General features: G+C 74.0%; 23 protein-coding genes. 9 read left to right on the top strand and 14 right to left on the bottom strand.

What is annotated here, in order from left to right:
- Positions 1-42: 42 nt before the first annotated feature.
- Genes FB380_RS07055 through FB380_RS07065 form a run of 3 tightly spaced genes read right to left on the bottom strand, consistent with a single transcriptional unit; the run spans position 43 to position 3180 of the window.
- The gene (locus FB380_RS07055; protein ID WP_166754452.1) at positions 43-1017 is read right to left on the bottom strand and encodes a Bug family tripartite tricarboxylate transporter substrate binding protein; all 975 of its coding nucleotides are present in this window, start codon (positions 1015-1017) and stop codon (positions 43-45) included.
- Complete coding sequence (locus FB380_RS07060; protein ID WP_166754453.1) at positions 1014-2666, bottom strand: tripartite tricarboxylate transporter permease; 1653 nt, start codon at positions 2664-2666, stop codon at positions 1014-1016. Before FB380_RS07060 ends, FB380_RS07055 begins: the two co-directional genes overlap by 4 nt.
- A gap of 1 nt (position 2667) precedes the next feature.
- Complete coding sequence (locus tag FB380_RS07065) at positions 2668-3180, bottom strand: tripartite tricarboxylate transporter TctB family protein (RefSeq protein ID WP_166754454.1); 513 nt, start codon at positions 3178-3180, stop codon at positions 2668-2670.
- A gap of 108 nt (positions 3181-3288) precedes the next feature.
- Here FB380_RS07065 and FB380_RS07070 point away from each other — a divergent pair, with 108 nt between their 5' ends.
- Positions 3289-4209, top strand: coding sequence for a LysR substrate-binding domain-containing protein (locus FB380_RS07070; RefSeq protein ID WP_208382781.1), 921 nt, complete (start codon positions 3289-3291; stop codon positions 4207-4209).
- A 40-nt stretch (positions 4210-4249) separates the two neighbouring features.
- Here FB380_RS07070 and FB380_RS07075 read toward each other — a convergent pair whose 3' ends face one another.
- Positions 4250-5254, bottom strand: coding sequence for a tripartite tricarboxylate transporter substrate binding protein (locus FB380_RS07075; protein WP_166754455.1), 1005 nt, complete (start codon positions 5252-5254; stop codon positions 4250-4252).
- Between the two features lie 158 nt (positions 5255-5412).
- Here FB380_RS07075 and FB380_RS07080 point away from each other — a divergent pair, with 158 nt between their 5' ends.
- Positions 5413-6978 (top strand): aldehyde dehydrogenase family protein, encoded by a 1566-nt coding sequence (locus FB380_RS07080; RefSeq protein WP_166754456.1) that lies wholly within the window; start codon positions 5413-5415, stop codon positions 6976-6978.
- Positions 6979-6987: 9 nt separating this feature from the next.
- Here the strand turns inward: FB380_RS07080 and FB380_RS25875 are convergent, their stop codons facing one another.
- Positions 6988-7941, bottom strand: a complete 954-nt coding sequence (locus FB380_RS25875; protein WP_166754457.1) for a LacI family DNA-binding transcriptional regulator — start codon at positions 7939-7941, stop codon at positions 6988-6990.
- 124 nt (positions 7942-8065) lie between these two features.
- Here FB380_RS25875 and FB380_RS07090 point away from each other — a divergent pair, with 124 nt between their 5' ends.
- Positions 8066-8263 (top strand): hypothetical protein, encoded by a 198-nt coding sequence (locus FB380_RS07090; RefSeq protein ID WP_166754458.1) that lies wholly within the window; start codon positions 8066-8068, stop codon positions 8261-8263.
- Between the two features lie 77 nt (positions 8264-8340).
- Here FB380_RS07090 and FB380_RS07095 read toward each other — a convergent pair whose 3' ends face one another.
- A complete protein-coding gene (locus tag FB380_RS07095) occupies positions 8341-9693 on the bottom strand; it encodes a hypothetical protein (protein ID WP_166754459.1) in 1353 nt (450 codons plus the stop codon).
- 1 nt (position 9694) lies between these two features.
- A complete protein-coding gene (locus FB380_RS07100; protein ID WP_166754460.1) occupies positions 9695-10195 on the bottom strand; it encodes a SigE family RNA polymerase sigma factor in 501 nt (166 codons plus the stop codon).
- A 138-nt stretch (positions 10196-10333) separates the two neighbouring features.
- Here FB380_RS07100 and FB380_RS07105 point away from each other — a divergent pair, with 138 nt between their 5' ends.
- Complete coding sequence (locus tag FB380_RS07105; RefSeq protein ID WP_166754461.1) at positions 10334-10534, top strand: hypothetical protein; 201 nt, start codon at positions 10334-10336, stop codon at positions 10532-10534.
- A gap of 37 nt (positions 10535-10571) precedes the next feature.
- Here the strand turns inward: FB380_RS07105 and FB380_RS07110 are convergent, their stop codons facing one another.
- The 3 genes from FB380_RS07110 to FB380_RS07120 all read right to left on the bottom strand — a co-directional run bounded on the left by FB380_RS07110 (position 10572) and on the right by FB380_RS07120 (position 14159).
- Positions 10572-11783: an acyl-CoA dehydrogenase family protein gene (locus FB380_RS07110; protein WP_166754462.1), complete on the bottom strand. Its 1212-nt coding sequence runs from the start codon at positions 11781-11783 to the stop codon at positions 10572-10574.
- A 141-nt stretch (positions 11784-11924) separates the two neighbouring features.
- The gene (locus FB380_RS07115) at positions 11925-12386 is read right to left on the bottom strand and encodes a DUF4383 domain-containing protein (protein ID WP_166754463.1); all 462 of its coding nucleotides are present in this window, start codon (positions 12384-12386) and stop codon (positions 11925-11927) included.
- A 123-nt stretch (positions 12387-12509) separates the two neighbouring features.
- Complete coding sequence (locus FB380_RS07120; RefSeq protein WP_166754464.1) at positions 12510-14159, bottom strand: carbamoyltransferase family protein; 1650 nt, start codon at positions 14157-14159, stop codon at positions 12510-12512.
- Between the two features lie 200 nt (positions 14160-14359).
- Between FB380_RS07120 and FB380_RS07125 the strand changes: the two genes are divergently transcribed.
- The 4 genes from FB380_RS07125 to FB380_RS07140 are packed head-to-tail and all read left to right on the top strand — an operon-like array spanning position 14360 to position 18662.
- Positions 14360-15010, top strand: coding sequence for a flagellar brake protein (locus FB380_RS07125; protein ID WP_166754465.1), 651 nt, complete (start codon positions 14360-14362; stop codon positions 15008-15010).
- 60 nt (positions 15011-15070) lie between these two features.
- Positions 15071-17536 (top strand): PAS domain S-box protein, encoded by a 2466-nt coding sequence (locus FB380_RS07130; RefSeq protein ID WP_166754466.1) that lies wholly within the window; start codon positions 15071-15073, stop codon positions 17534-17536.
- 47 nt (positions 17537-17583) lie between these two features.
- Positions 17584-18057 carry a MarR family winged helix-turn-helix transcriptional regulator gene (locus FB380_RS07135; RefSeq protein ID WP_166754467.1) on the top strand — a complete coding sequence of 158 codons (474 nt, stop codon included), beginning with the start codon at positions 17584-17586 and terminating at the stop codon, positions 18055-18057.
- Positions 18054-18662, top strand: coding sequence for a hypothetical protein (locus FB380_RS07140; protein ID WP_166754468.1), 609 nt, complete (start codon positions 18054-18056; stop codon positions 18660-18662). The genes FB380_RS07135 and FB380_RS07140 overlap by 4 nt, the downstream gene beginning before the upstream one ends.
- Positions 18663-18669: 7 nt before the next feature.
- On the opposite strand, the gene FB380_RS07145 is transcribed toward FB380_RS07140, so the two are convergent.
- From FB380_RS07145 to FB380_RS07160, 4 genes are all read right to left on the bottom strand, one after another.
- Positions 18670-20388 carry a RecQ family ATP-dependent DNA helicase gene (locus tag FB380_RS07145; protein ID WP_229681781.1) on the bottom strand — a complete coding sequence of 573 codons (1719 nt, stop codon included), beginning with the start codon at positions 20386-20388 and terminating at the stop codon, positions 18670-18672.
- Between the two features lie 77 nt (positions 20389-20465).
- Entirely contained in the window at positions 20466-21773 is a 1308-nt protein-coding gene (locus FB380_RS25880; protein ID WP_166754469.1) for a PP2C family protein-serine/threonine phosphatase, read from the bottom strand.
- 135 nt (positions 21774-21908) lie between these two features.
- Positions 21909-23255, bottom strand: a complete 1347-nt coding sequence (locus FB380_RS07155) for a phospholipid carrier-dependent glycosyltransferase (protein WP_166754470.1) — start codon at positions 23253-23255, stop codon at positions 21909-21911.
- 136 nt (positions 23256-23391) lie between these two features.
- The gene (locus FB380_RS07160) at positions 23392-23676 is read right to left on the bottom strand and encodes a hypothetical protein (protein WP_166754471.1); all 285 of its coding nucleotides are present in this window, start codon (positions 23674-23676) and stop codon (positions 23392-23394) included.
- Positions 23677-23886: 210 nt separating this feature from the next.
- Between FB380_RS07160 and FB380_RS07165 the strand changes: the two genes are divergently transcribed.
- Positions 23887-24663 carry a polyprenol monophosphomannose synthase gene (locus tag FB380_RS07165; protein ID WP_229681782.1) on the top strand — a complete coding sequence of 259 codons (777 nt, stop codon included), beginning with the start codon at positions 23887-23889 and terminating at the stop codon, positions 24661-24663.
- Positions 24664-24674 lie beyond the last annotated feature (11 nt).

The following is a 24674-nucleotide window of genomic DNA, read 5'->3' on the forward strand; positions in this document are numbered from 1 at the left end:
CGCGGCCCCAGCCGGCCGGCCCCGGCTCCGACGAGGGCTGCCTCAGTTGCCGAGGACATCGCCGAACGTCTCCTCGGTCTCGACGAACAGGTCGCCCAGGCCGTCGGCGCCGATGAACTCCTCGGGCACGTAGCGCTCGTCCAGCGTCTCGACGACGCCGGGCTCCTCCGCCGCGCTGCGCAGCGTGTCCTCCAGCGTCTGCACCACCTCCTCCGGCGTGCCGGCCGGGGCGATGACGCCGAAGGTCGTGGTGCTCTGCACCAGCTCCGGGTAGCCGAGCTCGACGAAGGTGGGGGCGTCGACGTAGGGCAGCGGCTCCGGGCTGCCGACGGCCAGCACCCGCAGGTCGCCGGACTCGATCGCCGGCAGGATGTCCTGGGACAGGTTGGCGAAGCCGGCGCTGACGTTCTCCCCCAGCAGCGCGGTCTGCACCTCGGCGTTGCCGTTGAACGGCACCACGGTGAGCGGGACGTCGTAGAGCTCGGTGATCCGCTGGGTCTCCGCGGCGTGGGTGTTCGTCGCCCCGGGGGTGCCGACGGTGACCGCCTGGGGGTCCTCCCGTGCGGCGTCGAAGAGGTCCTCGAGCGTCTGGTACGGGGAGTCGGCCGGGACGAGGATGCCCGAGGGCACCTGGGTGACCACGCCGATCGGCGTGAAGTCCTCCCGGGTGTAGCCGACCTCGTTGGACAGGTAGTTGAGCACCGCCGTGGGCAGCGCCGTCATCGACAGCGTGTAGCCGTCGGCGTCGGCGGCGATCAGCTGCTGGTAGGCGGTGGCGCCGGACGCGCCGGGCGCGTTGGTCACGACGACGGGCTGGTCCAGCTCGCTCTCCATGTGCGCGGCGAGGGCCCGGGCGGCGATGTCGGTCGGGCCGCCGGCGGTGTAGGGCACCAGCAGCTCGATGTCCTCGGTCGGGTAGTCCTCGGCGGCCTCGGTGGAGGTCTCCTCCCCGCCGCCGCACCCGGTCAGTGCCGTGGCGGTGACGAGCAGGACGGCGACGGTGCGGCGGGCGGTCATCGTTCTCCTGGGGTGGTGGTGGAGGTGGACCCGGAGGGGCCGTCGGGGGCGGGAGCCGACCCGGTGGTGGACTCGGCGCCGGGGCTGCCCTCGGCGGCCACCTGCCGGTCGGCGTCCGGGGCGGTCTCGTCGGTCTCGTCGACGTCGGCGGGGTCGACCCGGCCGAAGACCGCCTTGCGCCGCCGGCTGGTGATCGCGCTGACGATGATGATCAGTGCCATGAAGGCGAACATGCCGCCGGAGATGGGGCGGGTGACGAAGATGTCGAAGCTGCCGCCGGAGAGCAGCATCGACTGCCGGAAGGCCCGTTCGAGGATCGACCCGAGCACGAAGGCGAGCACCAGCGGGCCGGGCTCGAAGCCGGTCTTCTTCATCAGCCAGCCGATGACGCCGAAGCCCAGCACGACCCACATGTCGAACACGTTGTTGTTGACCGAGAAGACGCCGGCCATGGTGACGAGCAGGGCGAAGGCGGCGAGGATGCCGGCCCGCACCCGGAGCATCTGGACGAAGAACCCGACCAGCGGGATGTTCAGCGCCAGCAGCATCAGGTTGCCGATGACCATCGAGGCGATGACGCCCCAGAAGATCTCCGGTTCCTGCTCGATCAGCTGCGGCCCCGGGGTGATGTCGTTCACCAGCAGGGCGCCGAAGATCAGCGCCAGCACCACGTTGGGCGGGATGCCGAGGGTGAGCAGCGGGATGAACGCCGAGGTGGAGGAGGCGTTGTTCGCCGTCTCCGGGCCGGCGACCCCCTCGATGGCGCCCTTGCCGAAGCGGCTGGGGTCCTTGGCCCGGCGCTTCTCCATGGCGTAGGAGGCCAGCGAGGAGACCACCCCGCCGCCGCCGGGCAGCACGCCGATCGCGAAGCCGAGCAGCGAGCCGCGGCCGATCGCGCCGGAGGAGTCGCGGAAGTCCTTCTTGGTCGGCCAGATGCCCTTGATCTTCGAGGTGACCGCCTGGACCTTGTCGGTGCGCTCCAGGCTGTGCAGGATCTCCCCGACGCCGAACAGGCCCATCGCCACCGCGACGAAGTCCAGGCCGTTGAAGAGCGCCACCTCGCCGAAGGTGAAGCGCGCGGTGCCGGTGATCGGGTCCAGGCCGATCGTGGCCAGCAGCAGCCCGAGGGCGGCCATGCACATGCTCTTCAGCACCGAGCCGGTGCCCAGGTAGGTGACCAGCAGGATGCCCAGCACGGTCAGCGCGACGTACTCCGGCGGTCCGAAGGAGACCGCCAGCTGGGCCAGCGGCGGCGCCAGCAGGATCATCCCGATCACCGAGACCGTGCCGCCGATGTAGGACCCGACGGCGGCGATGCCCAGCGCCGGCCCGGCCCGGCCCTGCCGGGCCATCTGGTAGCCGTCGAAGGTGGTCACCACCGAGGCCGCCTCGCCGGGCAGCCGCAGCAGCACCGAGGTGATCGTGCCGCCGTACATCGAGCCGTAGTAGATGCCGGCCAGCAGGATCACCGCGGTCACCGGCTCGACCGTGTAGGTGATCGGCAGCAGCAGGGCGATCGTCGCCGTCGGCCCGAGGCCCGGCAGCACGCCGATGACGGTGCCGATCAGCACGCCGAGGAAGACGTACAGCAGGTTGGTCGGGGTCAGGGCGACGGAGAAGCCCTGGAGGATGCCGTCCCAGCTCTCCACGTCAGCCCCCGATCACGGCGTCGACGAGGCCGTCGGGGAAGGGCACCCCGAGCAGCTCCACGAACAGCAGGTACATCACGGCCGTGCCGCCGGCGGCCAGCCCGAGCGTCCAGCGCCAGGACTCACCGCCGAAGACCCGCAGCCAGAGCACCAGCATCAGGAACGCCGAGACGACGAAGCCGAAGGCCTGGAACAGCAGGATGAAGACCCCGAGGCTGACCAGCCCGGCGATGATCCGGAGCGTGCCGCGGGTCCACGGCTCGTAGTCCTCCGCCGGGTCGAGGACGAGCAGTGCGACCGCGGTCCCGGTCAGCAGCAGCGAGACGATGAAGGGCCACAGCCCCGGCCCCGGGGCCGTGAGCTCGCCCAGCCCCAGCCGGCGGGAGCCGATGACCGCGACCACGCCCAGGACCAGGAGCAGCAGCGGGGCGACCCGGTGCAGCTGCCCCCACCGGTGCCCCCGGTCCGCCGTCCCCTCGGCCGGGGCGCCGGACGCCGATGTCGAGCCGTGCACGTGCTCACCTCGTCCTCGTTGACGCCGCGTGTGAGGCAGGACACTAAAGCGGGCTTTGAGAGTGGTCCAATACGGAATGACCAGTCGATCCAGAGCGACCGTGCATGAGTGGGGATCCTGATGGAGCTGCGTCACCTGCGCGCGTTCGCCGCCGTGGCCGACGAGCTGCACTTCGGCCGCGCGGCGCTGCGACTGCACACGGCCCAGCCGGCCCTGAGCCAGCAGATCAAGCACCTCGAGCAGGACCTCGGCACGCTGCTGCTGGAGCGCACGACCCGGCAGGTGCGGCTGACCGCGGCCGGCGTCGTCTTCCTGGAGCACGTCCGGCGGGTGCTGGCCGAGGTCGACCGGGCGCGGGAGTCGGTGCTGGCGGCGGAGCGGGGGGCCCGTGGGGAGATCCGGGTCGGGGTGACCGGTGCCATCACCTGGCGGCTGCTCCCGCGGATGGCCCGCGCCTACCGGCTGCGCCACCCCCAGGTGCGGCTGGACCTGCACCCGGCGGTGTTCAGCGGCGCCCAGGTCAGCTCGCTGCTGGACGGCCGGATCGACGTCGGGTTCCTCCGCGCGCCCGTCCCCGACGGCCCGCTGGTCAGCCGGGTGATCCTCAACGAGCCGCTGATGGCCGTGCTGCCGGAGGACCACCCGCTCGCCGGGGAGGACGCGGTCGACCTGGCCGACCTGTCCGGCGACGGCTTCGTCACCTACCCCTCGCGGCACGGGTCCGCGCTGCGGGACGCGGCGGTGCACGCCTGCTTCTCGGCCGGGTTCACCCCCCGGGTGGTCCAGGAGGCCCCGGACACCCACACCGTGGTCGCCCTGGTCGGCGCGGCGGTCGGGGTGACGCTGATGCCCGCCTCGGCCGAGCGGCTGCAGCTGGAGGGCGTCGTCTTCCGGCCGATCGCCGGGGACGTCGACGTGCGGGTGCCGATCGCGCTGGCCTGGCGGCGGGAGGACCCCTCCCCGGTGCTGGCCGGGTTCCTGGCCTTCGCCGAGGAGGTGCTGCCCAGCCCGGCACCGGGCGACCGGTGACCGGCGCCGTCCGGGCGTGGACGGCGCCGGCCACCCGGGCTCACTCCTGCAGGATCGGGCCGTACGTCTCGACGATCTCGTCGATCCGGTCGGCGAAGGCGTCGGTGCCGATGAACTCGTCGGGCACGTACTCCTCGCCGAGCTGCTCCACCACCTCGGGCTGCTCCAGGCAGCCGTTCACCGTCTCCTCCAGGGTGGTGACGACGTCCTCGGGGGTGTCGGCCGGGGCCGCGAGGCCGAACACCGACACGCTGTTGGTCAGCTCCGGGTAGCCGGACTCGGCGAGCGTGGGTATGCCCTCCAGGTAGTCGACCTGCTCGGGCGAGCTCACCGCGAGTGGCACGAACTCGCCGGCCTCGATGTTGGCCAGCACGTCCTCCGAGGCGTTGATGAAGACGGCGTCCACGTTGCCGCCGAGCAGGGCGGTGGTCATCTCGGCGTTGCCGGTGAACGGCACCGCGGTCACCTGGACGTCGTACTCCTCGGCCAGCCGCTGCAGCTCCATCGCCTGGGACGTCGTCGCCCCGGGGACGCCGACGTTCAGCGTGCCGGGGTTCTCCTCGGCGGCGGCGAAGAACGCCTCGGCGTCGGCGTACTCGGAGTCCGACCCGACCGCCAGGACGGAGGGGATCTCGGTGACGGCCGCGATCGGGACGTAGTCCTCGTTGGTGTAGCCGACGTCCTGCTGCAGCGGGTTGGTCGCGGTCGCCGGGACGGCGATGAGGGACAGGCTGTAGCCGTCGCTGCCGCCGGCCAGCATCGCCTGCATGCCGAGCGAGCCGGAGGCGCCGGGACGGTTCTCCACCACGACGGTCTGCCCGAACTCCGTGGACAGGCAGTCGCCGATCGTCCGGGCGGCCAGGTCGGTCGGGCCGCCCGCGGCGTAGGGCACGTAGAGGGTGATGTCGTCGGTCGGGTAGTCGGCCGCCGCGGCATCGTCACCACCGCCGCCGGTGGCGGGCTCCTCCTCCGTGCCGCCGCAGCCGGCCAGGGTGAGTGCGGATGCGGCGAGGAGTGCGGGAACGGTGAGCCGGCGTCGTTGCATCGGTTTCCTCCGTCGGGGTTCGGGTCAGTGGCCTGGCTCACTGTGCCCTGCCGCGCCGGGGGTCGCCCGGCCCCAGGATCACGGTCCAGCAACGATCGGAGCTGTGCAGTGGATCACGTTGGCTACCAGACGTCCGAGACGACTGGCAGAGTGCCGCCATGGCAGCCGCGACGACTCCTCCCGCCCTGCACGTCAAGCCCGGCACCGAGTGGGCCGCCGTCCTCGGCCGCGCCGCCGAGCTCGCCCCGGAGGCGTTCGGCACCGACCGGCTGCACAACCTGGTGGACGGCGCCTGGCGGCCGGTCGGCAGCCCCGAGCCGATGGTCACCCCGGTCGACGGGACGAAGCTGATCGGGCTCCCCCGGCTGTCCGCCGGCGAGGCACAGCACGCCGTCCTGGCCGCCACGGCCGCGCACCGGGAGTGGGCACGGACCCCGCTGGCCGAGCGCAAGGCCCGGGTCACCGCCGCCGTCGAGGCGATGGCCGCCGCCCGCGACGAGCTGGCGCTGCTGCTGGCCTGGGAGATCGGCAAGCCGTGGCGGCTGGCCTGCGCCGACGTCGACCGGGCGCTGGACGGCGTCCGCTGGTACGTCGAGGAGATCGACACCATGCTCGGCGACCGGGCCCCGCTGGCCGGCCCGGTGTCCAACATCGCCAGCTGGAACTACCCGATGTCGGTGCTGGTGCACGCCGAGCTGGTGCAGCTGCTGGCCGGCAACGCGGTGTTGGCCAAGACGCCGTCCCAGGGCGGGGCGGCCTGCCTGACGCTGGCGCACGCGCTGATGGCCCGCGAGGGCCTGCCGGTCACCCTGCTCTCCGGCGGCGGCGCGGAGCTGTCGTCGGTGCTGGTGCGCTCCCCGGAGATCGGCGCGCTGGCCTTCGTCGGCGGCCGCTCCAACGGCGGCAAGGTCGCCGCGGACCTGCTGGACACCGGCAAGCGGCACATGCTCGAGCAGGAGGGGCTCAACGCCTGGGGGATCTGGGAGTTCTCCGACTGGGCCGGGCTGGCCGCGCACCTGAAGAAGGGGTTCGAGTACGGCAAGCAGCGCTGCACCGCCTACCCGCGCTACGTCGTCCAGCGGAAGCTCGTCGACCAGTTCCTGGCCACCTACCTGCCGGTCGTGCAGTCGCTGCGGTTCGGCCACCCGCTGGCCGTCGAGGCCGACGGCGACGACCTCCCCACCCTGGACTTCGGCCCGGTGATCAGCGCCGCCAAGGCCCAGGAGCTGGGCCGCCGGGTGGACGACGCGATGCACCGGGGTGCGGTCCCGCTGTACCGGGGCAGCGTCGCCGACGGCCGGTTCATCACCGGTCAGGACACCTCCGCCTACGTCGCCCCGGCCGCGCTGCTCTCCCCCGCCGGGGCCAGCGCGCTGATGCACGCCGAGCCGTTCGGCCCGGTGGACACCATCGTCGTGGTCGACTCCGAGGCGGAGCTGCTGGCCCAGATGAACGCCTCCAACGGCGCGCTGGTCGCCAGCCTGGCCTGCGACGACGAGGACAAGGCCCGCCGGCTGGCCCGGGAGGTGCAGGCGTTCAAGGTCGGGATCAACGCACCCCGTTCCCGCGGCGACCGCGCCGAGCCGTTCGGTGGCCGGGGCGCGTCCTGGCTGGGCTGCTTCGTCGGCGGCGAGCTGCTGGTCCAGGCCGTGAGCCAGGGCGCGGAGAACGAGCTGCTGTACGGCAACTTCCCCGAGCACTCGCGGTACCCCGCCGCGATCTGAGCGCCCCGCTCAGGCGCTCTGCCGGACCACCAGCTCGGAGGGGAAGAGGGTGACGGTCGTCCGGTCCCGGTCGAGCAGGCTCCCGGCCGCGCGGGCGGCGATCTGCTCGACCGGGTGGGTCGCGGTGGTCAGCGCCGGCCCGCTGAACGCGGCCAGCGGCAGGTCGTCGAAGCCGGTCACCGCGACGTCCTCGGGTACGCGGCGGCCCAGCGCCCGGAGCGCCTGGATCGCGCCCAGGGCGGTCTCGTCGCAGATCGCGTACAGGGCGTCGGTGTCCGGCCAGCGGCGCAGCGCCTCGACAGCGCCCCGCCGGCCGCTCTCGGCGGTGAAGTCCCCGGCCAGCACCCGTTCCGGCAGGCCCGCGGCGCGGACGGCGGCCCGGTGCGCGGTGACCGGGCGCTCGGCGCAGGGCAGCCACGGCGGCCCTGCCAGCATCGCGATCCGCCGGCGACCCGTGCTGAGCAGGTGTGCGGTGAGCGCCGCAGCGGCGGCGCTGGTGTCGACGTCGACCAGGGGCACGGTGGGGGAGCCGGCGCCGATGGAGGCCACCCGCCCGACCAGCCGGGGCGGCACGGCGTCGAGCACCCGGCGGGTGGTGTTCACCAGCACCACCCCGGCGACCGAGCGGTCCCGGGCGAGCGCGTCGAGGGTGGGCTCCGGCGCGTCGAGGGGCAGCCACTGGAGCGCCACCCCGAGCCCCTCGCTGGCGCAGCGCTGCGCGGTGGAGCCGACCACCCGGGAGACGTAGGGGCAGTCGACCAGCTCGGTCGGGGACGCGCTGGTCACCGCCACCACGAGGCGCGTGCCGCGGCCGTGGACCAGGGCGCGGGCCACCGGGTCGGCGGTGTAGCCCAGCCGCTCGGCCGCGGCACGCACCCGCTGACCGGCGTCGGCGGAGGACGGGCCGGAGCCGGTGAGCACCCGGGAGACGGTGGCCCGGGAGACGCCTGCCGCGCGAGCCACGTGCTCGATCGTCACCGCCGGTCGGTCGTCCCCGTGCACGGCCCCAGCCTGTCACCGGCGGGGCCGCGTGTGGGGTCCCGGTGCGCTGGAACCGTTCTCAGCCGGGTCTGAGAGGGTCGACCGCATGACGTCACCGGAGCCGCGGGCCCCCCGAGAGCGGCTGATCGGCCTGTTCCTGCTGGCGGTCGCCGCCGTCCTGCTGGTCTCCAGCGTCACCTGGTTCGGCAGCGACCGCGGTGCGATCGGCATCGCCCAGGTGGTGGTCGGCCTGGTGGTGGCGGCGGTGGGCGGCCTCCTGGTGCGCCGGGCGCAGTCGAGCTGACCTCCACCGCGGCGCCGACCGTTCCCGCGCCTCGGCGGCCAGCTGCCGCATCGCGGTGACCGACGCCGGTTCCCCGGTCATCGGCCCAGCTCGGTCAGCGGCCCCTCGGCGACCACGGTGCCCGCGGCATCGCGGACCCTGACCGTCGCCGCCGTCCCCGGCGGGGGAACAGCTCCTGCACCGCCGCCGGACACCAGGGGCAGGGTGGTGAGCAGCCCGCCGTCCCGGTCGAGGACCTCGGCGGTGACGCCGGTGAGCGGCCCGCTCACGGCCAGGTGACCACCCGAGATCGGCAGGGCGAACAGCCGGTCCAGCAGCTCGGGCCCCGCGGCAGCGGGTGCGCCGGCGACCGTCCAGGTGTCGCTGCTGCGGGTGTCGGCGATGGAGCGGCCGGTCCAGGTCACCGTGGCCCCGGAGGGGAACGTGAGGCCGACCATGATGATCTGCTCGGCTGCGCTGCCGGTGGGGGACCCGACGGCCAGCAGCGTGGGTGCGACCTCCTCCGGGCGGACCCCGTAGTGGCCGAGCATCTGCTGGAGCAGCCCTTGCAGCCAGGTCTCGTTGGCTGCTGACCGCAGGCCCCGCGGATCGGCGACCGGGATCGGCGCAGTGGCCGCTTCGGAGGCGCGGTCGCTGAGCCCCACCGGCAGCGTGTAGGCGGTGACGCCGTCCCGGACCACCTGGACCTGCTGACCGAAGAGCCAGCCGGTCGGTGCGGGGACGTCGACGGTGGCCACCCCGTCGGCCGCCTCGACCGACGCGAACTCGGTCGTCACCGAGCCGTCCGCGGCGACCGAGGACCCGGCGGTGTGCGCGAACTCGTCGCCGGGCCGGCTGACGGCGATCAGCACGCCGCGGGAGGCGGCTGGATCGGTGACGTCGAGCAGCAGCTGCGGCTGGTCCGGGAAGGTCTCCTGCGGCTGGGTGGCCGGCGTCATCTCCTCCGGTCGCGCTCCGGCCGGGCCGGTGAACCAGACCGAGGACAGCTGCGCGTCCTCCTGGCCGAGCACCAGTGCGACGCGCCCGGTGGCCGTGTCCCCGGCGAAGGCCACCCGGTGTGACTCGGTCGGCGGGGTGGGCGCGTAGGCCGGGTCGTCCGACCCCCAGTCCAGGGCGGCGACGCCGGCGAGCCAGTCCTCGTCGTCGGCGAGCGTGCCGCGGGTCGGCAGGTCGTAGAGGCTGGGCAGCGGCGTGCTGGACGACGGCGCTGCGGTGTCGGACGAGCCGACCTCGGGCAGCAGGCCGCGCAGCACCGGGACCGAGCCGAAGACCAGCAGCACGGCCAGCCCCACGCCGACCACCGCCGCCTGCTGACGGCGCTGCCGGCGGTGCCGCACCCGGGTGCGCTCGGCCAGGCCCTCCGGGGCGCGGGGCACCGGGCGGGTGGCGAGGTGCGTGCGCAGCTCGGTCTCGACGTCGATCAGGTCCATCTCAGCGCTCCTCGAGGGCACGGGCGGGCAGGACGGCGCGCAACCGGGCGAGTCCGCGGGTGGTCTGGCTCTTCACGGTGTTGACCGAGCAGCCCAGCGCCGCTGCGGTGGCGGCCTCGCCGAGGTCCTCGCCGTAGCGGAGCACCAGGACCGCACGCATCCGCGGCGGCAGGGTGGCCAGCGCCGCCGCCATGGCGTCGCGCTCGGCGAACGCGTCGGTCTGGTCGGGTTCGGGGGCGTCGTGCGCCGGGAGGGAGACGATCTCCTGGGTGGTGCGCCGGCGGCGCCAGCTCGCCGCGCTGGTCACCAGCACCTTGCGCACGTAGGGGTAGGCGTCCGCGCCGGAGATCCGGCCCCAGTGCCGGTAGGCCTTGAGCAGCGCGGTCTGCAGCAGGTCCTCGGCGTGGCCGCGGTCGGCGGTCAGCAGGAAGCCGACCCGCAGCAGGTCGTCGGAGCGCGCGGCGACGAACGCCTCGAACGCTGCCTCGTGCTCGGCTCTCACCGGTTCCCCCCGTCGTCACCCCCTAGGACGCGGTGACCGGCCCCGCAGGGGTGCCTCCGTGACCTGATCGTGACCTCTGGCGGATCGCCCGGCGACGCGGCAGTGTGACCGACGACACGTCGAGCAGTGGAGGTGGCCGTGCAGATCAGCAGGGAGCAGTTGGTCCAGGTGCTGCGCACCGAGGGCGACAACGACACCGCGGACAAGGTGGAGGGGGACCTGCCGGAGCAGATCGACACCGACCGGGACGGCGATGCGCTGGCCGCGGCCGGGCTCGACCGCACCCAGTTGATGGCCAAGCTGGCCGGCGGTGCGTTCGGGGGCACGCTGGCCCCGTGACCGGTGGGCCCGCCGGCGTGCGGCGGGCCCACCGGCGTCAGCCGGCGAAGGGGCGCTCGCGGGCCAGTTCCTCCTTGGCGACCCCGCGGATGTGCACCGCGTCGGGGCCGTCGACGATCCGCAGCGTGCGGGCGCTGGCGTAGAAGCGGGCCAGCACGGTGTCGCCGCTGACCCCGGCGCCGCCGTGCAGCTGGATGGCCCGGTCGATGACGTCCAGCGCCACCCGCGGCGCGGCCACCTTGATCGCGGAGATCTCGGTGCGGGCGCCCTTCGCGCCGAAGCGGTCGATCAGGTCGGCGGTCTGCAGCACGTAGAGGCGGGCCTGGTCGATCTCGATCCGGGACAGCGCGATCGACTCCCGCACGGTGCCCTGCTCGGCCAGCGGCCGGCCGAAGGCGACGCGCGCCTTGGCCCGCTCGACCATCAGCGCCAGCGCCCGCTCGGCCATCCCGATCGCGCGCATGCAGTGGTGGATCCGGCCCGGCCCCAGCCGCGCCTGGGCGATCATGAACCCGTCGCCCTCGCCGGACAGGATGTTCGACACCGGGACCCGGACGTCGGTGAACCGCAGCTCCGAGTGGCCGTGCTGGTCCTGGTAGCCGAACACCGGCAGGTGCCGGACGATCTCCAGGCCCGGGGTGTCCCGCGGCACCAGCACCATCGACTGCTGGCGGTGCGGCGGGCCGTCCGGGTCGGTCTTGCCCATCAGGATGAAGATCTCGCAGCGCTCGTCGGCGGCACCGCTGGTCCACCACTTGCGCCCGTTGATGACGTACTCGTCGCCGTCCCGGACGATCGAGGTCTGGATGTTGCGGGCGTCGGAGCTGGCGACGTCCGGCTCGGTCATCGCGAACCCGGACCGGATCTGGCCCTCCAGCAGCGGGGTGAGCCAGCGTTCCTTCTGCTCCGGCGTGCCGAAGAGCATCAGGGTCTCCATGTTCCCGGTGTCCGGGGCCCCGCAGTTGGTCACCTCCGGCGCGATCACCGGCGACCAGCCCATGATCTCGGCGATCGAGGCGTACTCGAGGTTGGTCATCCCGCCGAGTTCGTGGTGGAAGAGGTTCCACAGGCCGCGCCTGCGCGCCTCGGCCTTGAGGTCCTCCAGCACCGGGGGATGGGCGTGGTCGTCGTGGCCGCGCGCGGCGCGCCACTCCTCGTACACGGGCTCAGCGGGGAAGACCTGTTCCCGCATGAAGTCCCACATCCGGCCACTGACGTCCTCGGCCTTGGCGGAGAGGGTGAAGTCCATGGACGGACGTTAGCGCCGGACGTGACGCAGGACGCACCGGGGTCGGCACCCGGTGCCACACGCACGAGCGCCCGGACACCAGGTGGTGTCCGGGCGCTCGTGGTGGAGCGGTGTGCCGGGAGTCGCCCCCGGCCGCTGGGGTCAGCGGCGCAGGGAGTGGTCCGAGCCGCGCGCGGTGTCCACGGTCTTCACCGGGCCGAGCGCGATGGCCAGGCCGGCGATGACGCTGGCCAGGTGCAGCCAGTTGTCGGCCCAGTTGATGCTCAGGAAGTTGAGCGAGCCCTCTTCGTCCGCGGCGAACAGGCCGTAGACGAAGGCGGCCCCGTAGCCGACGGCGAGCAGCCACCCGTAGGTGCGGGCGGTGCTGAGCTTCCGGGCCAGCGCGATGCCGGCCAGGCCGATGACCAGGTGCACGATGTTGTGCAGCGGGTTGATGCCGAACCCGAGGATCGTCTCGTCGGTGTGCTCGGCGAAGTCGTCGAACCCGGTGATGAAGAAGCCGACGATGCCGACGAGCGTGTAGACGACACCGATCGCCATGGCGAGCATCTGCGGCCAGGTCATCCCGCGGTGGCCGGCGCCGGGCAGGTCTGCGTTGGACATGGGTGCCTCCGTGTGGTCACGTGCCCGCCAGTGGCTCGGCAGGCACGCACAGGGAATTCCCAGGCAACCGGCACGAAAACGGCCACCACCCCATCGGGTGGTGGCCGTTGCCGAATCGTCACCTCACGAAGGGCGCGGGGTCGCCTTCGGTCGGCGGACGACGAACGGGCCGATCGCCAGCAGGTCGACCGGCGCCGAGCCGAAGCACTCCAGCGCGTCCCGCGGGTCGTCGACCATCGGCCGGCCGGCGGTGTTCAGGCTGGTGTTGACCACCACCGGCAGCCCGGTGCGCCGCTCGAACGCCGAGATCATCCGGTGCACCAGCGGGGACGTCCCCGGGTCGATGGTCTGGATCCGGGCCGTGCCGTCGACGTGGGTGACCGTGGGGATGCGCTCCCGCCACTCGGGGGCCACGTCGTGCACGAAGAGCATGTACGGCGAGGGGATCGGGCCGCGGCTGAAGATCTCCGGCGCCTTCTCCAGCAGCACCATCGGGGCCACCGGGCGGAACTGCTCCCGCCCCTTGACGTCGTTCATCCGCTCGAGGTTGGCCTCGAAGCCGGGGTGGGCGATGAGCGAGCGGTGGCCCAGCGCGCGCGGGCCGTACTCGCTGCGGCCCTGGAACCAGGCGACGATGCCGTTGTCGGCGAGCACCTCGGCGACGGCCTCGGCCACGTCGTCCGGGCGCTCGTAGTCGATCGCCGCGGTGATCAGCACCTGCTCGATCTCGTCGTCGGACCAGCCCCGGCCGAGCGCGGCACCGGGCATCGGCTGGGTCTCCTCGCCGAGCTCGCGGGCCACGTGCAGGGCCGCGCCCAGCGCCGTCCCGGAGTCGCCGGCGGCCGGCTGCACCCAGACCTGCTCGAAGGGGCTCTCGGCCAGGATCCGGGTGTTCGCCACGCAGTTGAGCGCGGTGCCGCCGGCCAGGGTGAGGGTCTTCTCGCCGGTCTGCTCGTGCACCCAGCGGGCCAGGTCGACCAGCACCTCCTCCAGCCGCTGCTGGACGCTGGCGGCGAGGTCGGCGTGGTCGGAGGTCCACTGGTCGCCCTTGCCCAGGCGGGGCGCGAACTCGGTGAAGTCGATCCGCTCGGTGCGGAAACCGCCGTCGTCGGTGGCCCGGATCAGCTCGCTGAGGTCGCCGACGAAGCGCGGCTTGCCGTAGCTGGCCATCGCCATGACCTTGAACTCGTCGGAGCTGCGCAGGAAGCCCAGGTGGTCGGTGAGCTCTTCGTACATCAGGCCCAGGGAGTGCGGCAGGGCCTGGCCGGCGAGCACCTCCAGCTGCCCGTCGACGTAGCGGCCGGCCAGGTGGCTGTGCGCCTCGCCGCGGCCGTCGAGCACCAGCACCGCGTTGTCCCGCTGGGGGGCGGCCAGCCCGGCCGACGCCGCGTGCGCGACGTGGTGCTTGACGAACCGGACCTTCGCCGGGTCCAGCCCGGGCAGGGCGTGGGCCAGGAAGTCCGGGGCCATCTCGGCGTACTTCTTGCGCATGACGTCGCCGTCGTCGAACAGCCCCGAGTCCTCCGGGGTGCCCATCAGTGCCGGGTCGAAGGAGTAGGCGACCGCGTCCAGCTCCTCGGGGCGGATGCCGGCCTGCCGCAGGCACCAGGCCGCGGACAGCTCGGGCAGTTCCCAGGCGCTCCAGGGCAGCGGGCGCTTGCCGTGCTTGCGCCGGCTGAACCGCTCCTCCTCCGCCGCGGCGACGACCTCCCCGTCGACGACCAGCGCCGCCGAGGGGTCGTGGTAGATCGCGTTGATGCCCAGCACCTTCACGTGCACTCCTCCCGGCCGGGCTCCATCGGCCCGGTCCCCGTTCATGATCACGCCGGAGGTCGGGAGTCGCACGGTGAGCGGCACGGATCACCCGCCGACGGGGGACCCGCTCCCCGCGCGGGGTCCGGTGCGCGGCGGCGGCTGCCGATGTGCTGACCAGGACTGGAGCAGCCGGTCTCCGGAGCTCCGAGGAGCGGGCGATGGCAGCAGGGAGTGCGGGGGACGACCGCCCCGAGGTGAACACGGTCGTGGACCTGGAGCTGGCGGAGCAGGCGACGGCCCTCCTCAGCTGGGTCCGCGAGGCGGGTCCGGACCAGCTGGTGCTGGTCGCCGGTCAGGACGACGAGCGGCGACCCGTGCGGCTGGCCGCGGACGAGGCGCTGACCGTCGTCTGGAAGGGAGCCGACGGGCTCCGGGCGCTGCCGGTGGAGTTCGTCGCGGTCCGCCTGGGCGGCCCGGAGCCGCTGTGGGAGGTCCGGCCGACCGGGCCGACCGTGCGGGCCCAGCGCCGCGACGCGGTGCGGTCCGCCCTGGTCGTCCCGGTGTGCGTGACCCTCCCCGGAGGGGACCTCGCCGGCGCGACCCTCGACCTCAGCGAGGGCGGCTGCCGCTGCGCCGTCGAGGCGCGCCCCGGCGTGCGGGCCGAGGTGGGCACCGTGGTGCCGGTGGCCCTGCAGCTGGACGGGGAGCGGATCCGGACCGAGGCCGAGGTCGTGCGGGCGCTGCCGCTCGCCGGGGAGCGGGTGCAGCTCTCGCTGCGGTTCATCGGGCTCGGCGAGCGGCAGGAGGACCGGATCCGGGCGCTGGTCTTCGCCGAGCTGCGCGAGCAGCGCCGTCGCGGCCTGCTCTGAGCTGACGCCGGTCCGCGAGACGGGACTCCAGGAACGTCCCGGTCGGGCCGATGGGACGGGGTGCCCCTCTCCCCGGTCCTCCCGGCTCCGCCCGTCCCCGGTGGCGCAGACCTGCTGACGGCCCACGGCCTGCCCGAGCACGCCCCGGTCGAGCAGCTGCAGGCCCTCACCCGGGTGGCCGCAGCGCTGTGCGGCACCCGTACGGCCGTGGTGAACCTGCTCGACGAGAGCTTCCAGCACCAGGTGGGGGAGGTCGGCTTCACCGGCGGCTCCACCGACGTGTCCGACTCGATGTGCGCCCTCGCCCTGGACCGCCCGGACCTGCGCCACGTGCCGGACGCCGCCCTGGAGCCGGCCTTCGCCGGGAACCCGTGGGTCGACGGGCGGACCGCGCGCGTGCGCTTCTACGCCTCGGCGCCGATCGTGCTCGCCGGGGGCGGGGTCATCGGGTCGCTCTGCGTGTTCGCCGAGGAGCCGGGGCGGCTGGTCCCCGCCCGGCTCGAGGCGCTGGCCGACCTCGCCCGGCAGGCCGCCGTCCTCATCGAGCAGGCCCAGCAGGCGAGGGAGTCGGCCGGACAGGCGGCGCTCTTCCGGCTCGTGGCCGAGGGCTCGGCCGACGTGCTGTCCCGGCACGCGCCGGACGGCACCGTCCGCTACGTGTCCCCGTCGCTGCGCAACGTGCTCGGCCACGAACCGGTCACCGGCGGCCGGGTCGAGGACCTGCTGCGGATCGAGCCCGACGACCTGGCGGACGTGCAGGACGCCGCACGGCGGGTGCTCACCGGGGGGCGCAGCGCCTCCGTGCTCTTCCGGGCCGGGCACGCCGACCGGTCGGTGCGCTGGCTGGAGGCCCGGCTGGCCCCGATCCGGGACGAGCACGGCCGGGTGCTGGAGCTGCACTCTGCCGCGCGGGACGTCACCGAGCGGGTGCGCGCCGCCCAGGACCTCGCCCAGGCCGCCGAACAGGCCGCCGGCCTCGTGGAGACCTGCGCCGACGCGCTCGTCTCCGTCGACGAGGACGACGTCGTCGTCGACTGGAACCCCGCGGCCGCGGAGACCTTCGGCTGGTCGCGCGAGGAGGCGGTCGGGCGGGACCTGTCCGAGCTCATCGTCCCGGCCGAGCTGCGACCGCAGCACCGGGCCGGCGTGGCCCGGCTCCGGGCGGGCGGGGAGGCCCGGATCCTCGGCCAGCAGGTGCAGGTGACCGGCCAGCGCCGGGACGGCAGCCGGCTGCCGCTGGAGCTGACGCTGTGGCGCAGCCGCGGGCGGGACGGCTGGCGGTACAACGCCTTCCTGCGGGACGTCACCGACCGGGTCGCGGCCGAGGCGGCGCTGACCGAGGCGCGCGACCAGGCACTGGCCAGCACGCGGGCGAAGACCGCGTTCCTCGCCGCCGCGAGCCACGAGATCCGCACCCCGCTCAACGGCGTGCTGGGCACCCTGGAGCTGCTCGAGCTCGAGCGGCTGACCGCACGCCAGGCCGAGTACGTGGCCGTGGCCCGCCGCTCCGGCGAGGCGCTGTTGCGGCTGCTCAACGACGTGCTGGACCTGTCGAAGGCCGAGACCACCGTCGTCGACCTGGCCAGCGAGGACTTCAGCCCCACCGCCGTGGCCCGCGACGTCACCGCGGCGATGACCCCGGTGGCCGCCCGCAAGGGGCTGTCGGTCGTGCTGGACGCACCCGCCGACCAGCTCCTCGTGGGCGACCCGGGCCGGTTGCGTCAGGTGCTGATGAACCTGGTCGGGAACGCGGTCAAGTTCACCGCCCAGGGGCAGGTCGCCGTCTCGGTCGGCCTCACCGCGGCGGGGGCGGGGCTCGTGCGGCTCCGCATCTCCGTGCGCGACACCGGGGCGGGCATGTGCGCCGAGGAGCTGGCCGGGTTGTTCCAGCCGTTCTCCCAGGGTGCCCAGGGGCAGCGCTACGGCGGCACCGGGCTGGGGCTGGCGCTGAGCCAGCAGCTGGTCGAGCTGATGGGCGGCCGGGTCGACGTGCAGAGCGCGCCGGGCAGCGGGTCGGTGTTCGTCGTCGAGGTGGACCTGCCCCGCGCCCGGACGGTGCCCGTCCCGGCGGCGGGCGCGGAGCCGGCCGACCCGGCGCCGGCCCCGGTCGACGCGGCGCCGCCCGGTGGACGGCGACCGCCCAGGGTGCTGATCGCCGACGACAGCGAGGTCAACCTCATGGTCGCCGCGGCCCTGTTGGGCAGTGCCGGCGCCGAGGTGGTCACCGTCGAGGACGGGGACGAGGCCGTCGCGGCCGTGCAGCGGGAGCACTTCGACCTGGTCCTGCTGGACAACCAGATGCCGCGGATGTCCGGCGTGGAGGCGGCCGCGGCCATCCGGGCGCTGCCCGGCCCGGCCGGTGCGACCCGGCTGGTGGCGCTGACCGCCAGCACGGGTGAGGACCAGCGGGCCGCGTTCGCCGCGGCAGGGGTGGAGGGCTTCCTCACCAAGCCGGTGCGGCTCGCGGACTTCCGCCGGTTGCTGGCGGAGACGACCCCCGGCGAGGCCCCGGCTCGGTCGAGGTGACGGACGCGCAGTTGGTACGTGTCTACATGGTGAAGTAGCTTCACCACATGTCTGCGACACCGACGTCGTCGTCCGACCGAGGGGGCGCGCTCGACCGGGTGCTGGAACTGACGGTCCTGCTCGGCGCCGACATGGAGCGGGACCTCGCCGCGCGAGGCCTCTCCACGGCGCGCACCCACCTCCTCTGGGAGGCCCACCGGCGGGGCCCCAGCACCCAGCGGACGCTGTCCGATGCCCTGGGGGTCAGCCCTCGTGCGGTCACCGGCCTCGTCGACGGCCTGGTGGCCGGCGGGTTCGTCACCCGGCAGCCGCACCCGACCGATCGGCGCGCCAGTCTGGTCACCCTGACCGCGCACGGCGCCCAGGTGGCGACCGACCTCGTGCAGGGCCGGCAGCAGCTGGCCGACCTGCTGTTCGCCGACCTCCCCGACCAGGTGTTCGCCGGTCTGGTCGACGGCCTGGACGTCGTGCTCGTCCGGCTGCGGGACGCGCTGACCGGGAGCGCGGAGCAGCCGCGATGAGCCGGTGGTGGTCGTCGGCCAGGCGGCTGCTCGCCGCCGAGCTGCGCTCCTACCGGACCCTGCCGCGGTGGGTGCTCCGCCGACCCGACGCCCCGCCCGGCACGGTGCCCTTCCGGTACGTCGGCGCCGTCCTCCCGGTCCTGTGGGCCTTCATCGTCGTGTCCTCGATCGAGGTGGTGGTCGTGCACGTGCTCGTCCCGTGGCCGACCGTGCGGCTGGTGCTGGACGTCCTCGGGATCTGGGGCGTGCTCTGGATGCTCGGGTTCACCGCAAGTCAGACCGTCAGGCCGCACCTGCTGGACGCCACCGGGCTGCGGGTCCGCCACGGCGTGTCGCTGGACGTGTTCGTCCCCTGGGAGGCCGTGGCCGCCGTGGCGGTGCACCGTCGCAGCCGCGAGGGGTCCCGGGCGGTCCAGCTGGACGAGGGGCCGGACGGCGTCGTCCTGAACGTGGTGGTCGGGAGTCAGACGACGGTGGACGTGGTGCTGCGCGAGCCGCTGGTGCTCCCGCTGCCCGCCGGCCCGCAGCGGGTCACCGCCGTCCGGCTGGCCGCGGACGACCCCGCCGGCCTCGCCGCCCGGGCACGCGCCGCCCTGGCCGCGTGAGCCGCGGTCACCCGGCCCGTCGCCGCAGCAGGTCGTTGTCCAGCACCGTCTTCAGGGCGAGGGTCTTGTAGCCGACCTCCTCGAACAGGACGACGATCCGGTCGTCCTCGTGCCGCATGACGACGCCGGGGCCCCACTCGGTGTGCTCGACGGCCAGGTCCACCGGGAAGGGGTGGTCGGCGTCGGCGGTGTGCTGCTCCTGGGAGAGCCCGGCGCTGCAGTTGTCGCAGTTGCCGCACGGGGAGTCCAGCTGCTCGCCGAAGTAGCCGAGCAGGAACTGCCGCCGGCAGCCGGTCGTCTCGGCGTAGCCGCGCATCATCTCGATCCGGCTCTCGTCGACCCGGACGTGGTGCTCGGCGAGCTCCCGGGCGGCGGCCGCCGCCTCGCCGGGGGGCGGTGCGTCGGGAGCGGGGGACGCCGTCCCCTCGTCGTCCAGGACGACGGCCCCGGCCTGCTCCAGCAGGTTCAGGTCGCGGACCAGCGGGGTCGCCGGCCGGCCGGTCTCCTCCCGCAGCCCGTGCACGTCGACGCCGTCCAGCCCGGCGGCCGCCCCGGCCTGCACCAGCCCGGCGACCTGCTGCAGCTCCTCCTCGGCCGGGGCGCCGGCGGCGAAGAACTTGCGCAGCCCCAGGTCCTCCTGGCGGTACACCAGCACGGCCACCGCCGGCTCGCCGTCGCGGCCGGCCCGGCCGATCTCCTGGTAGTAGCTGTCGACCGAGTCGGCCGGCTCGGCGTGCACGACGAACCGGGTCTCCGGCTTGTCGATGCCCATGCCGAAGGCCGTGGTGGCGACGACGACGTCCAGCTCGTCGGCCATGAACTGGCGCTGGACCTCCTCGCGGTCGCTCTTCTTCAGCCCCGCGTGGTACGCCCGGGCGCGCAGGCCCCGCTCGGTGAGGGCGTCGGCGAGCTCCTCGGTGCTGCGACGGGTGGCGCTGTAGAGGATCCCGCTGCCCTGCTCGGTCAGCGCGGTCACCCGGTCGAGCACGGCGGTGTGCTTGGCGTGGCCGTCGGCCCGCTGCTCGACCTCCAGCCGGATCTCCGGGCGGTCGAAGCCGGCGACCACGACCTCCGGGTCGGTCATCTCCAGCCGCTCGACGATCTCGGCCCGCACCGGCGGTGCGGCGGTCGCGGTCAGCGCGAGCACCGTCGGGTGGCCCAGCTGCTGGACGACCCCGCCCAGGCGCAGGTAGTCGGGGCGGAAGTCGTGGCCCCAGGCGGAGACGCAGTGCGCCTCGTCGACGACGAACAGCGCCGGCGCGGACGTCCGGAGCGCCTGAACCACCTCCTGCTTGGCCAGCTGCTCCGGGGCGAGGAAGCAGTAGCGGACCGTTCCGTCACGGACGCCGTCCAGCACGGCCTGGTGCTCGAGCGCGGACAGCCCGGAGTTGAGCACCGCGGCCCGGCCGACCCGCTCCTCGCCGAGCTCCTCCAGGCGCTGCACCTGGTCACGCTGCAGGGCGATGAGCGGGGAGACGATGACGACCGGGCCGTCCAGCAGCAGCCCGGCGACGGTGTAGACCGCGGACTTGCCGGCCCCCGACGGCAGCACGGCCAGGGTGTCCCGGCCGGCGGCGACCGCCTTCATGGCGTCCTCCTGGCCGGGGCGGAACCCGTCGAAGCCGAGCACCTCCCGGGCGGTCTCCCGGATGCGCCGGGTGCGCACGGAGGCGGAGCCCCCGGCGACGGTCTTCGGGTCGGCAGGGCGCTGGGCGGTGCTCGTCACCGGCTCGGCGTCCCCGGGGCGCGAGATCGACAAACGCCACCGAGGTCAGCGGCCGGACCCGCCGGACGCCGGCGAGGTCAGCGATCCGCGGCGTCGACGTCCCGCACGCTCGCGGCGGCGTCCGCGCGGAGCTCCTCGTCACCGCTGGGGCCGGACCACTCGACCAGCAGGAGGGTGGCGTCGTCGCTGGTCATGCCGCCGCGACCGGCCATCAGGGCGTGGGAGAGCTGGCGCACGGTCTCCACCACGTTCAGCTGGTCGGCACCGGCCCGGGCCACCAGGTCGTGCAGCCGGTCCTCCCCGAACTGCAGGCCGCCGGGCAGCCGCTCCTCCACCACCCCGTCGGTGAAGAACAGCACCCGGTCGCCGGGCTCGAGCTGGACGGACTGCACCCGCGGCGTGCCGCCGCCGAACCCGACCGGCCGGGTGGTCGGCCCGGTCAGCTCGCGCACCACCCGCCGGCCGCGGAGCAGCAGCGGGGCGGGGTGCCCGGCGTTCACCCAGGTCAGCTCGCCGCTGACGGTGTCCAGCTCGCCCATCTGCGCCGTGGCGAACCGGCCGGGGAACTGCGTGGCGATGGCGGCGTCCATCTCGGCGTAGAGGTCGACCAGCCCGATGCCAGCCCGGCGGGCGTGCCGGTAGGCGGCCACGGCCACCGTGGCCATCGTCGCGGCATCGAGCCCGTGGCCCATCGCGTCGATGATGCACAGCTGGAGGGCGTGCTCGTTCAGCGCGTAGTCGAAGCTGTCGCCCCCGACGTCGTAGGCGGGCTCCAGGATGCCGGCCAGGGTGACCCGCGGGGTCACCATGCTCAGCGGCGGCAGCAGCTGCCACTGGATCTGGGCGGTCAGGCTCATCTCGCGCCCGCGGCGGCCGTTGAAGAACGCGTCGGTGTACTTGCCCTTGGTGATCAGCATGTCGGCCACCAGGCCGGCCAGCCGCCGGGCCAGCCGGCGGTCGTCGTCGTCGACCTCGGAGAGGGTGAAGGACAGCACCCCGACCCGGTCCGAGCCGTCGAGCATCGGCAGGTGGAGGCGGACGCTGCCGTCCGGCTGGACGAGCTCGACGGTCGAGTCGGTGGCGAAGGCGCGTCCGGGCGGGCTGCCGTCGATGGCGACCGGCTCGTTGTCCTGCAACCCCTCGCCCTCCAGCGGCAGCAGGGTCTTCTGGTCGAAGTCCTGCAGCCAGATGGCGATGTCCCGGCCGCCGACCGCGGCCAGTTCCTGCGCCACGAGCGGCGCCACCAGTCGCGGGGGCAGCACGTGGGCCCGGTCGATGAGCGAACCGAGCAGCCGTTCCCCGGCGCTCTCCGCCCGGGAGGGTGGATCCGGACGGGAGAGCCCGGACCGGTCCGCGTCGGGACCGGATGGGGGGTTGGCGGGCACCGAGGGCCTCCGGCGGTCGGACGGGCGAGGACGGTCGCTGCGCCGGGACGGCACGTCGGTCGAGGCGACCCTAGGTGGCAGCACCCCGGTGGGTCGGCGTCGGCCCCGTCTCCGGCCCCGTCCCCGGGGCCGTCCTCACCTCCAGGAGTCGAGCCAGAACCGCAGGTCCAGGGCGTCGGACGTCAGGGGGATGCCCAGCCAGACGGGGGCGAAGAAGGCGAACCCGGCCACGGAGAGGGCGAGCGCCACCGCACCGGCCAGCCGTGGCCGCCGGGTCGCCTGCACCGCACGGACCAGGGCCAGGGCGATGAAGGGCACCACCGGCACCATGTAGAAGAAGTAGCCGGGCTTGTTCTCGGCCAGCCAGGGAGCCCACAGCAGGGCCAGCGGGACCAGGATGGTGGCCGCTACGCCGTCCCGGCGGGCGACCGCCCGCCAGATCAGCACCGGGTAGGCCAGCAGGGCCGGCCACCACAGGCCGGGGTTGCCGAGCATGACGATGCGGGCCCGGGTGTCCGGCGGCACCTCGCACTCGCCGTCCTCCTGCTGCGCGGTGGTGCAGCTCTCGGCGTAGACCAGCACCGGCCGTTCCAGCCAGGGCCACCCGAGCGGGCTCGAGCGGTAGGGGTGGGTCGCCTCCAGGCCCACGTGGTAGTCGACCAGGTCGACCTGGCTCTGCGCCCAGCTCCCCAGCCGGTCGCCCACCGAGGTGCCGCAGTCGCCGGCCTCGCAGGCCTGCTGGGCGGCGTAGCTCTCGGGGTAGTTGGCGAACCAGCCCGCGAAGCTGGCGACGTAGACGGCGGCGGGGACCAGCAGCAGGCTCAGCACGGCCCCGCCGGTGACCGCCAGCGCGCGGCGGGTCGCCCGGCGGGCCGTCTCGCCGCGGCCGCTGAGCTCGGTGCCCAGCACCAGCAGGCCGACCAGGCCGACGGCGAGCAGGCCGGACCACTTGGTGGCCACCGCGAGCCCGAGCGCGAGCCCGGCCAGCCAGCGGTAGCGGGAGCCGACGAAGGACCGGCGGAGTGACTCCCCGGCGGTCCGGGTGCGGCGGCGGGCGTCCCGGTCGAGGAGCACGAGCCAGAACGCGGCCAGCACGAAGAGGGCGAGGACCGCATCGAGCATCGCGATCCGGCTGGACGTCACCGCGAGGCCGTCCAGGGCGACGAGGACGGCGGCCAGCGCCGCCGGGGCCATCCGGCGGAAGAGCCGGAGCCCGCTGAGGTAGGTGAGCAGCACGGTCAGCGAGCCGGCGGTGGCCACGCCGATGCGCCAGCCGAACGGGGTGGCGCCGAACAGCTCGATGCCGGCCGCGATCACCCACTTGCCCAGGGGCGGATGGGCCGGGCGGCCCTCCTCGACGCCCCGGGTCAGGTAGTCGGAGGCGTCGACGGCGTAGTACTTCTCGTCGAAGTAGAGGCGGACCGGGTCGCCGAGGTCCCACAACCGGATGGCGGCGGCCAGGGCGAGCAGCGCCAGGGGCACCGCCCACCGCAGGACGCCGGGCGGCGGGCGACGCACAGAAGACGGGCGGCGCCCGGAGGTGCCGCCCGTCTCCTGTTGCACGACCGAGGATGCGGTCGCGCTCACTGGTCTGGTGCCCCAGCGATCGGTCGAGGACTCAGCCCTCGGTCTCCGTGACGTCGACGTCGAACTCGGTCTCGGTCTCGGTGTCGACCTCGGTCTCGGTCTCGACGACCTCTTCCTCGGTCTCGGTCTCGGTCTCGGTCGGCTCGAGGGTCTCGGTGACCTCGGTCTCGAGCTCCTCGGTCTCGGTGAGCTCCTCGGTCTCGGTGACCTCCACCGTGCCGTCGTCGTCCGCGTTCTCACCGCTGCACGCGGAGACGCCGAAGACGAGGAGGCCGGAGAAGGTGGCGGCGGAGACGCCGCGGACGAGCTTGTTCATGGGGTGCTCCTGAGTTCGGGGGAAGCGGTCGCTCAAAGGCATGACCGCATATCCCCGCCCTCACACACCCGGGGTGCATAACGATCGGGTCACAGCGCATGAACGTTTCTGTCGCACATGAATTGCACAACGATCCGATAACGCAGGTGTCGCGGAAATGATGTTGAAGAAGTGCGTGTCCACCGGGTGGGCGCTGGTAATGGCGGGATCGTGAATCCTCCGGCCACGTGCGTCTGCATCCCCACCTACGAGGAGCGGGAGAGCCTGCCGCGCACGCTGGACGGCGTGCTGCGCGCCGTCCCGGACGCCCACGTGCTGGTGATCGACGACAACAGCCCCGACGGCACTGGCGAGCTCGCCGACCGGCTGGCCGCCGAGGACCCGCGGGTCCACGTGCTGCACCGCCCGGGGAAGGCAGGGCTGGGGCCGGCCTACATCGCCGGCTTCCGCTGGGCCCTCGCCCAGGGCTTCGACGTGGTGGCGCAGATGGACGCCGACGGGTCGCACCGCCCCGAGGACCTGCCGCGGCTGCTGGCCGGGCTCGCCCGGGCGGACGCCGTGCTGGGCTCCCGCTGGGTGCCCGGCGGCGCCGTCGCCGACTGGCCGCGCAGTCGGGAGCTGCTCAGCCGCGGTGCCAACCGGTACGTCCGGGCCGCACTGCGGCTCCCGGTGGGTGATGCCACCGGGGGGTTCCGGGCGTTCCGCCGGCACACGCTGGAGCGGCTGGACCTCGACGCCGTGCAGAGCCAGGGCTACTGCTTCCAGATCGACATGGCCCGCCAGGTGTGGAGCCGGGGGCTGCGGTTGGTGGAGGTGCCGATCCTGTTCGTGAACCGGGAGTTCGGCGCCAGCAAGATGAGCTCGCGGATCATCCGTGAGGCGCTGGTCCGGGTCACGGCCTGGTCGCTGAGCTCCCGCCGGCCCGCGCCTGCGGTCCGCCCGGCGAGCACGGGTGGCGAGCGACTGGTCCACCGGGTCGCCGCCTGACTGCTCGACTC

Origin of the sequence: Modestobacter marinus, from assembly GCF_011758655.1 — a bacterium.
GTDB classification, from domain to species: Bacteria; Actinomycetota; Actinomycetes; order Mycobacteriales; family Geodermatophilaceae; genus Modestobacter; species Modestobacter marinus.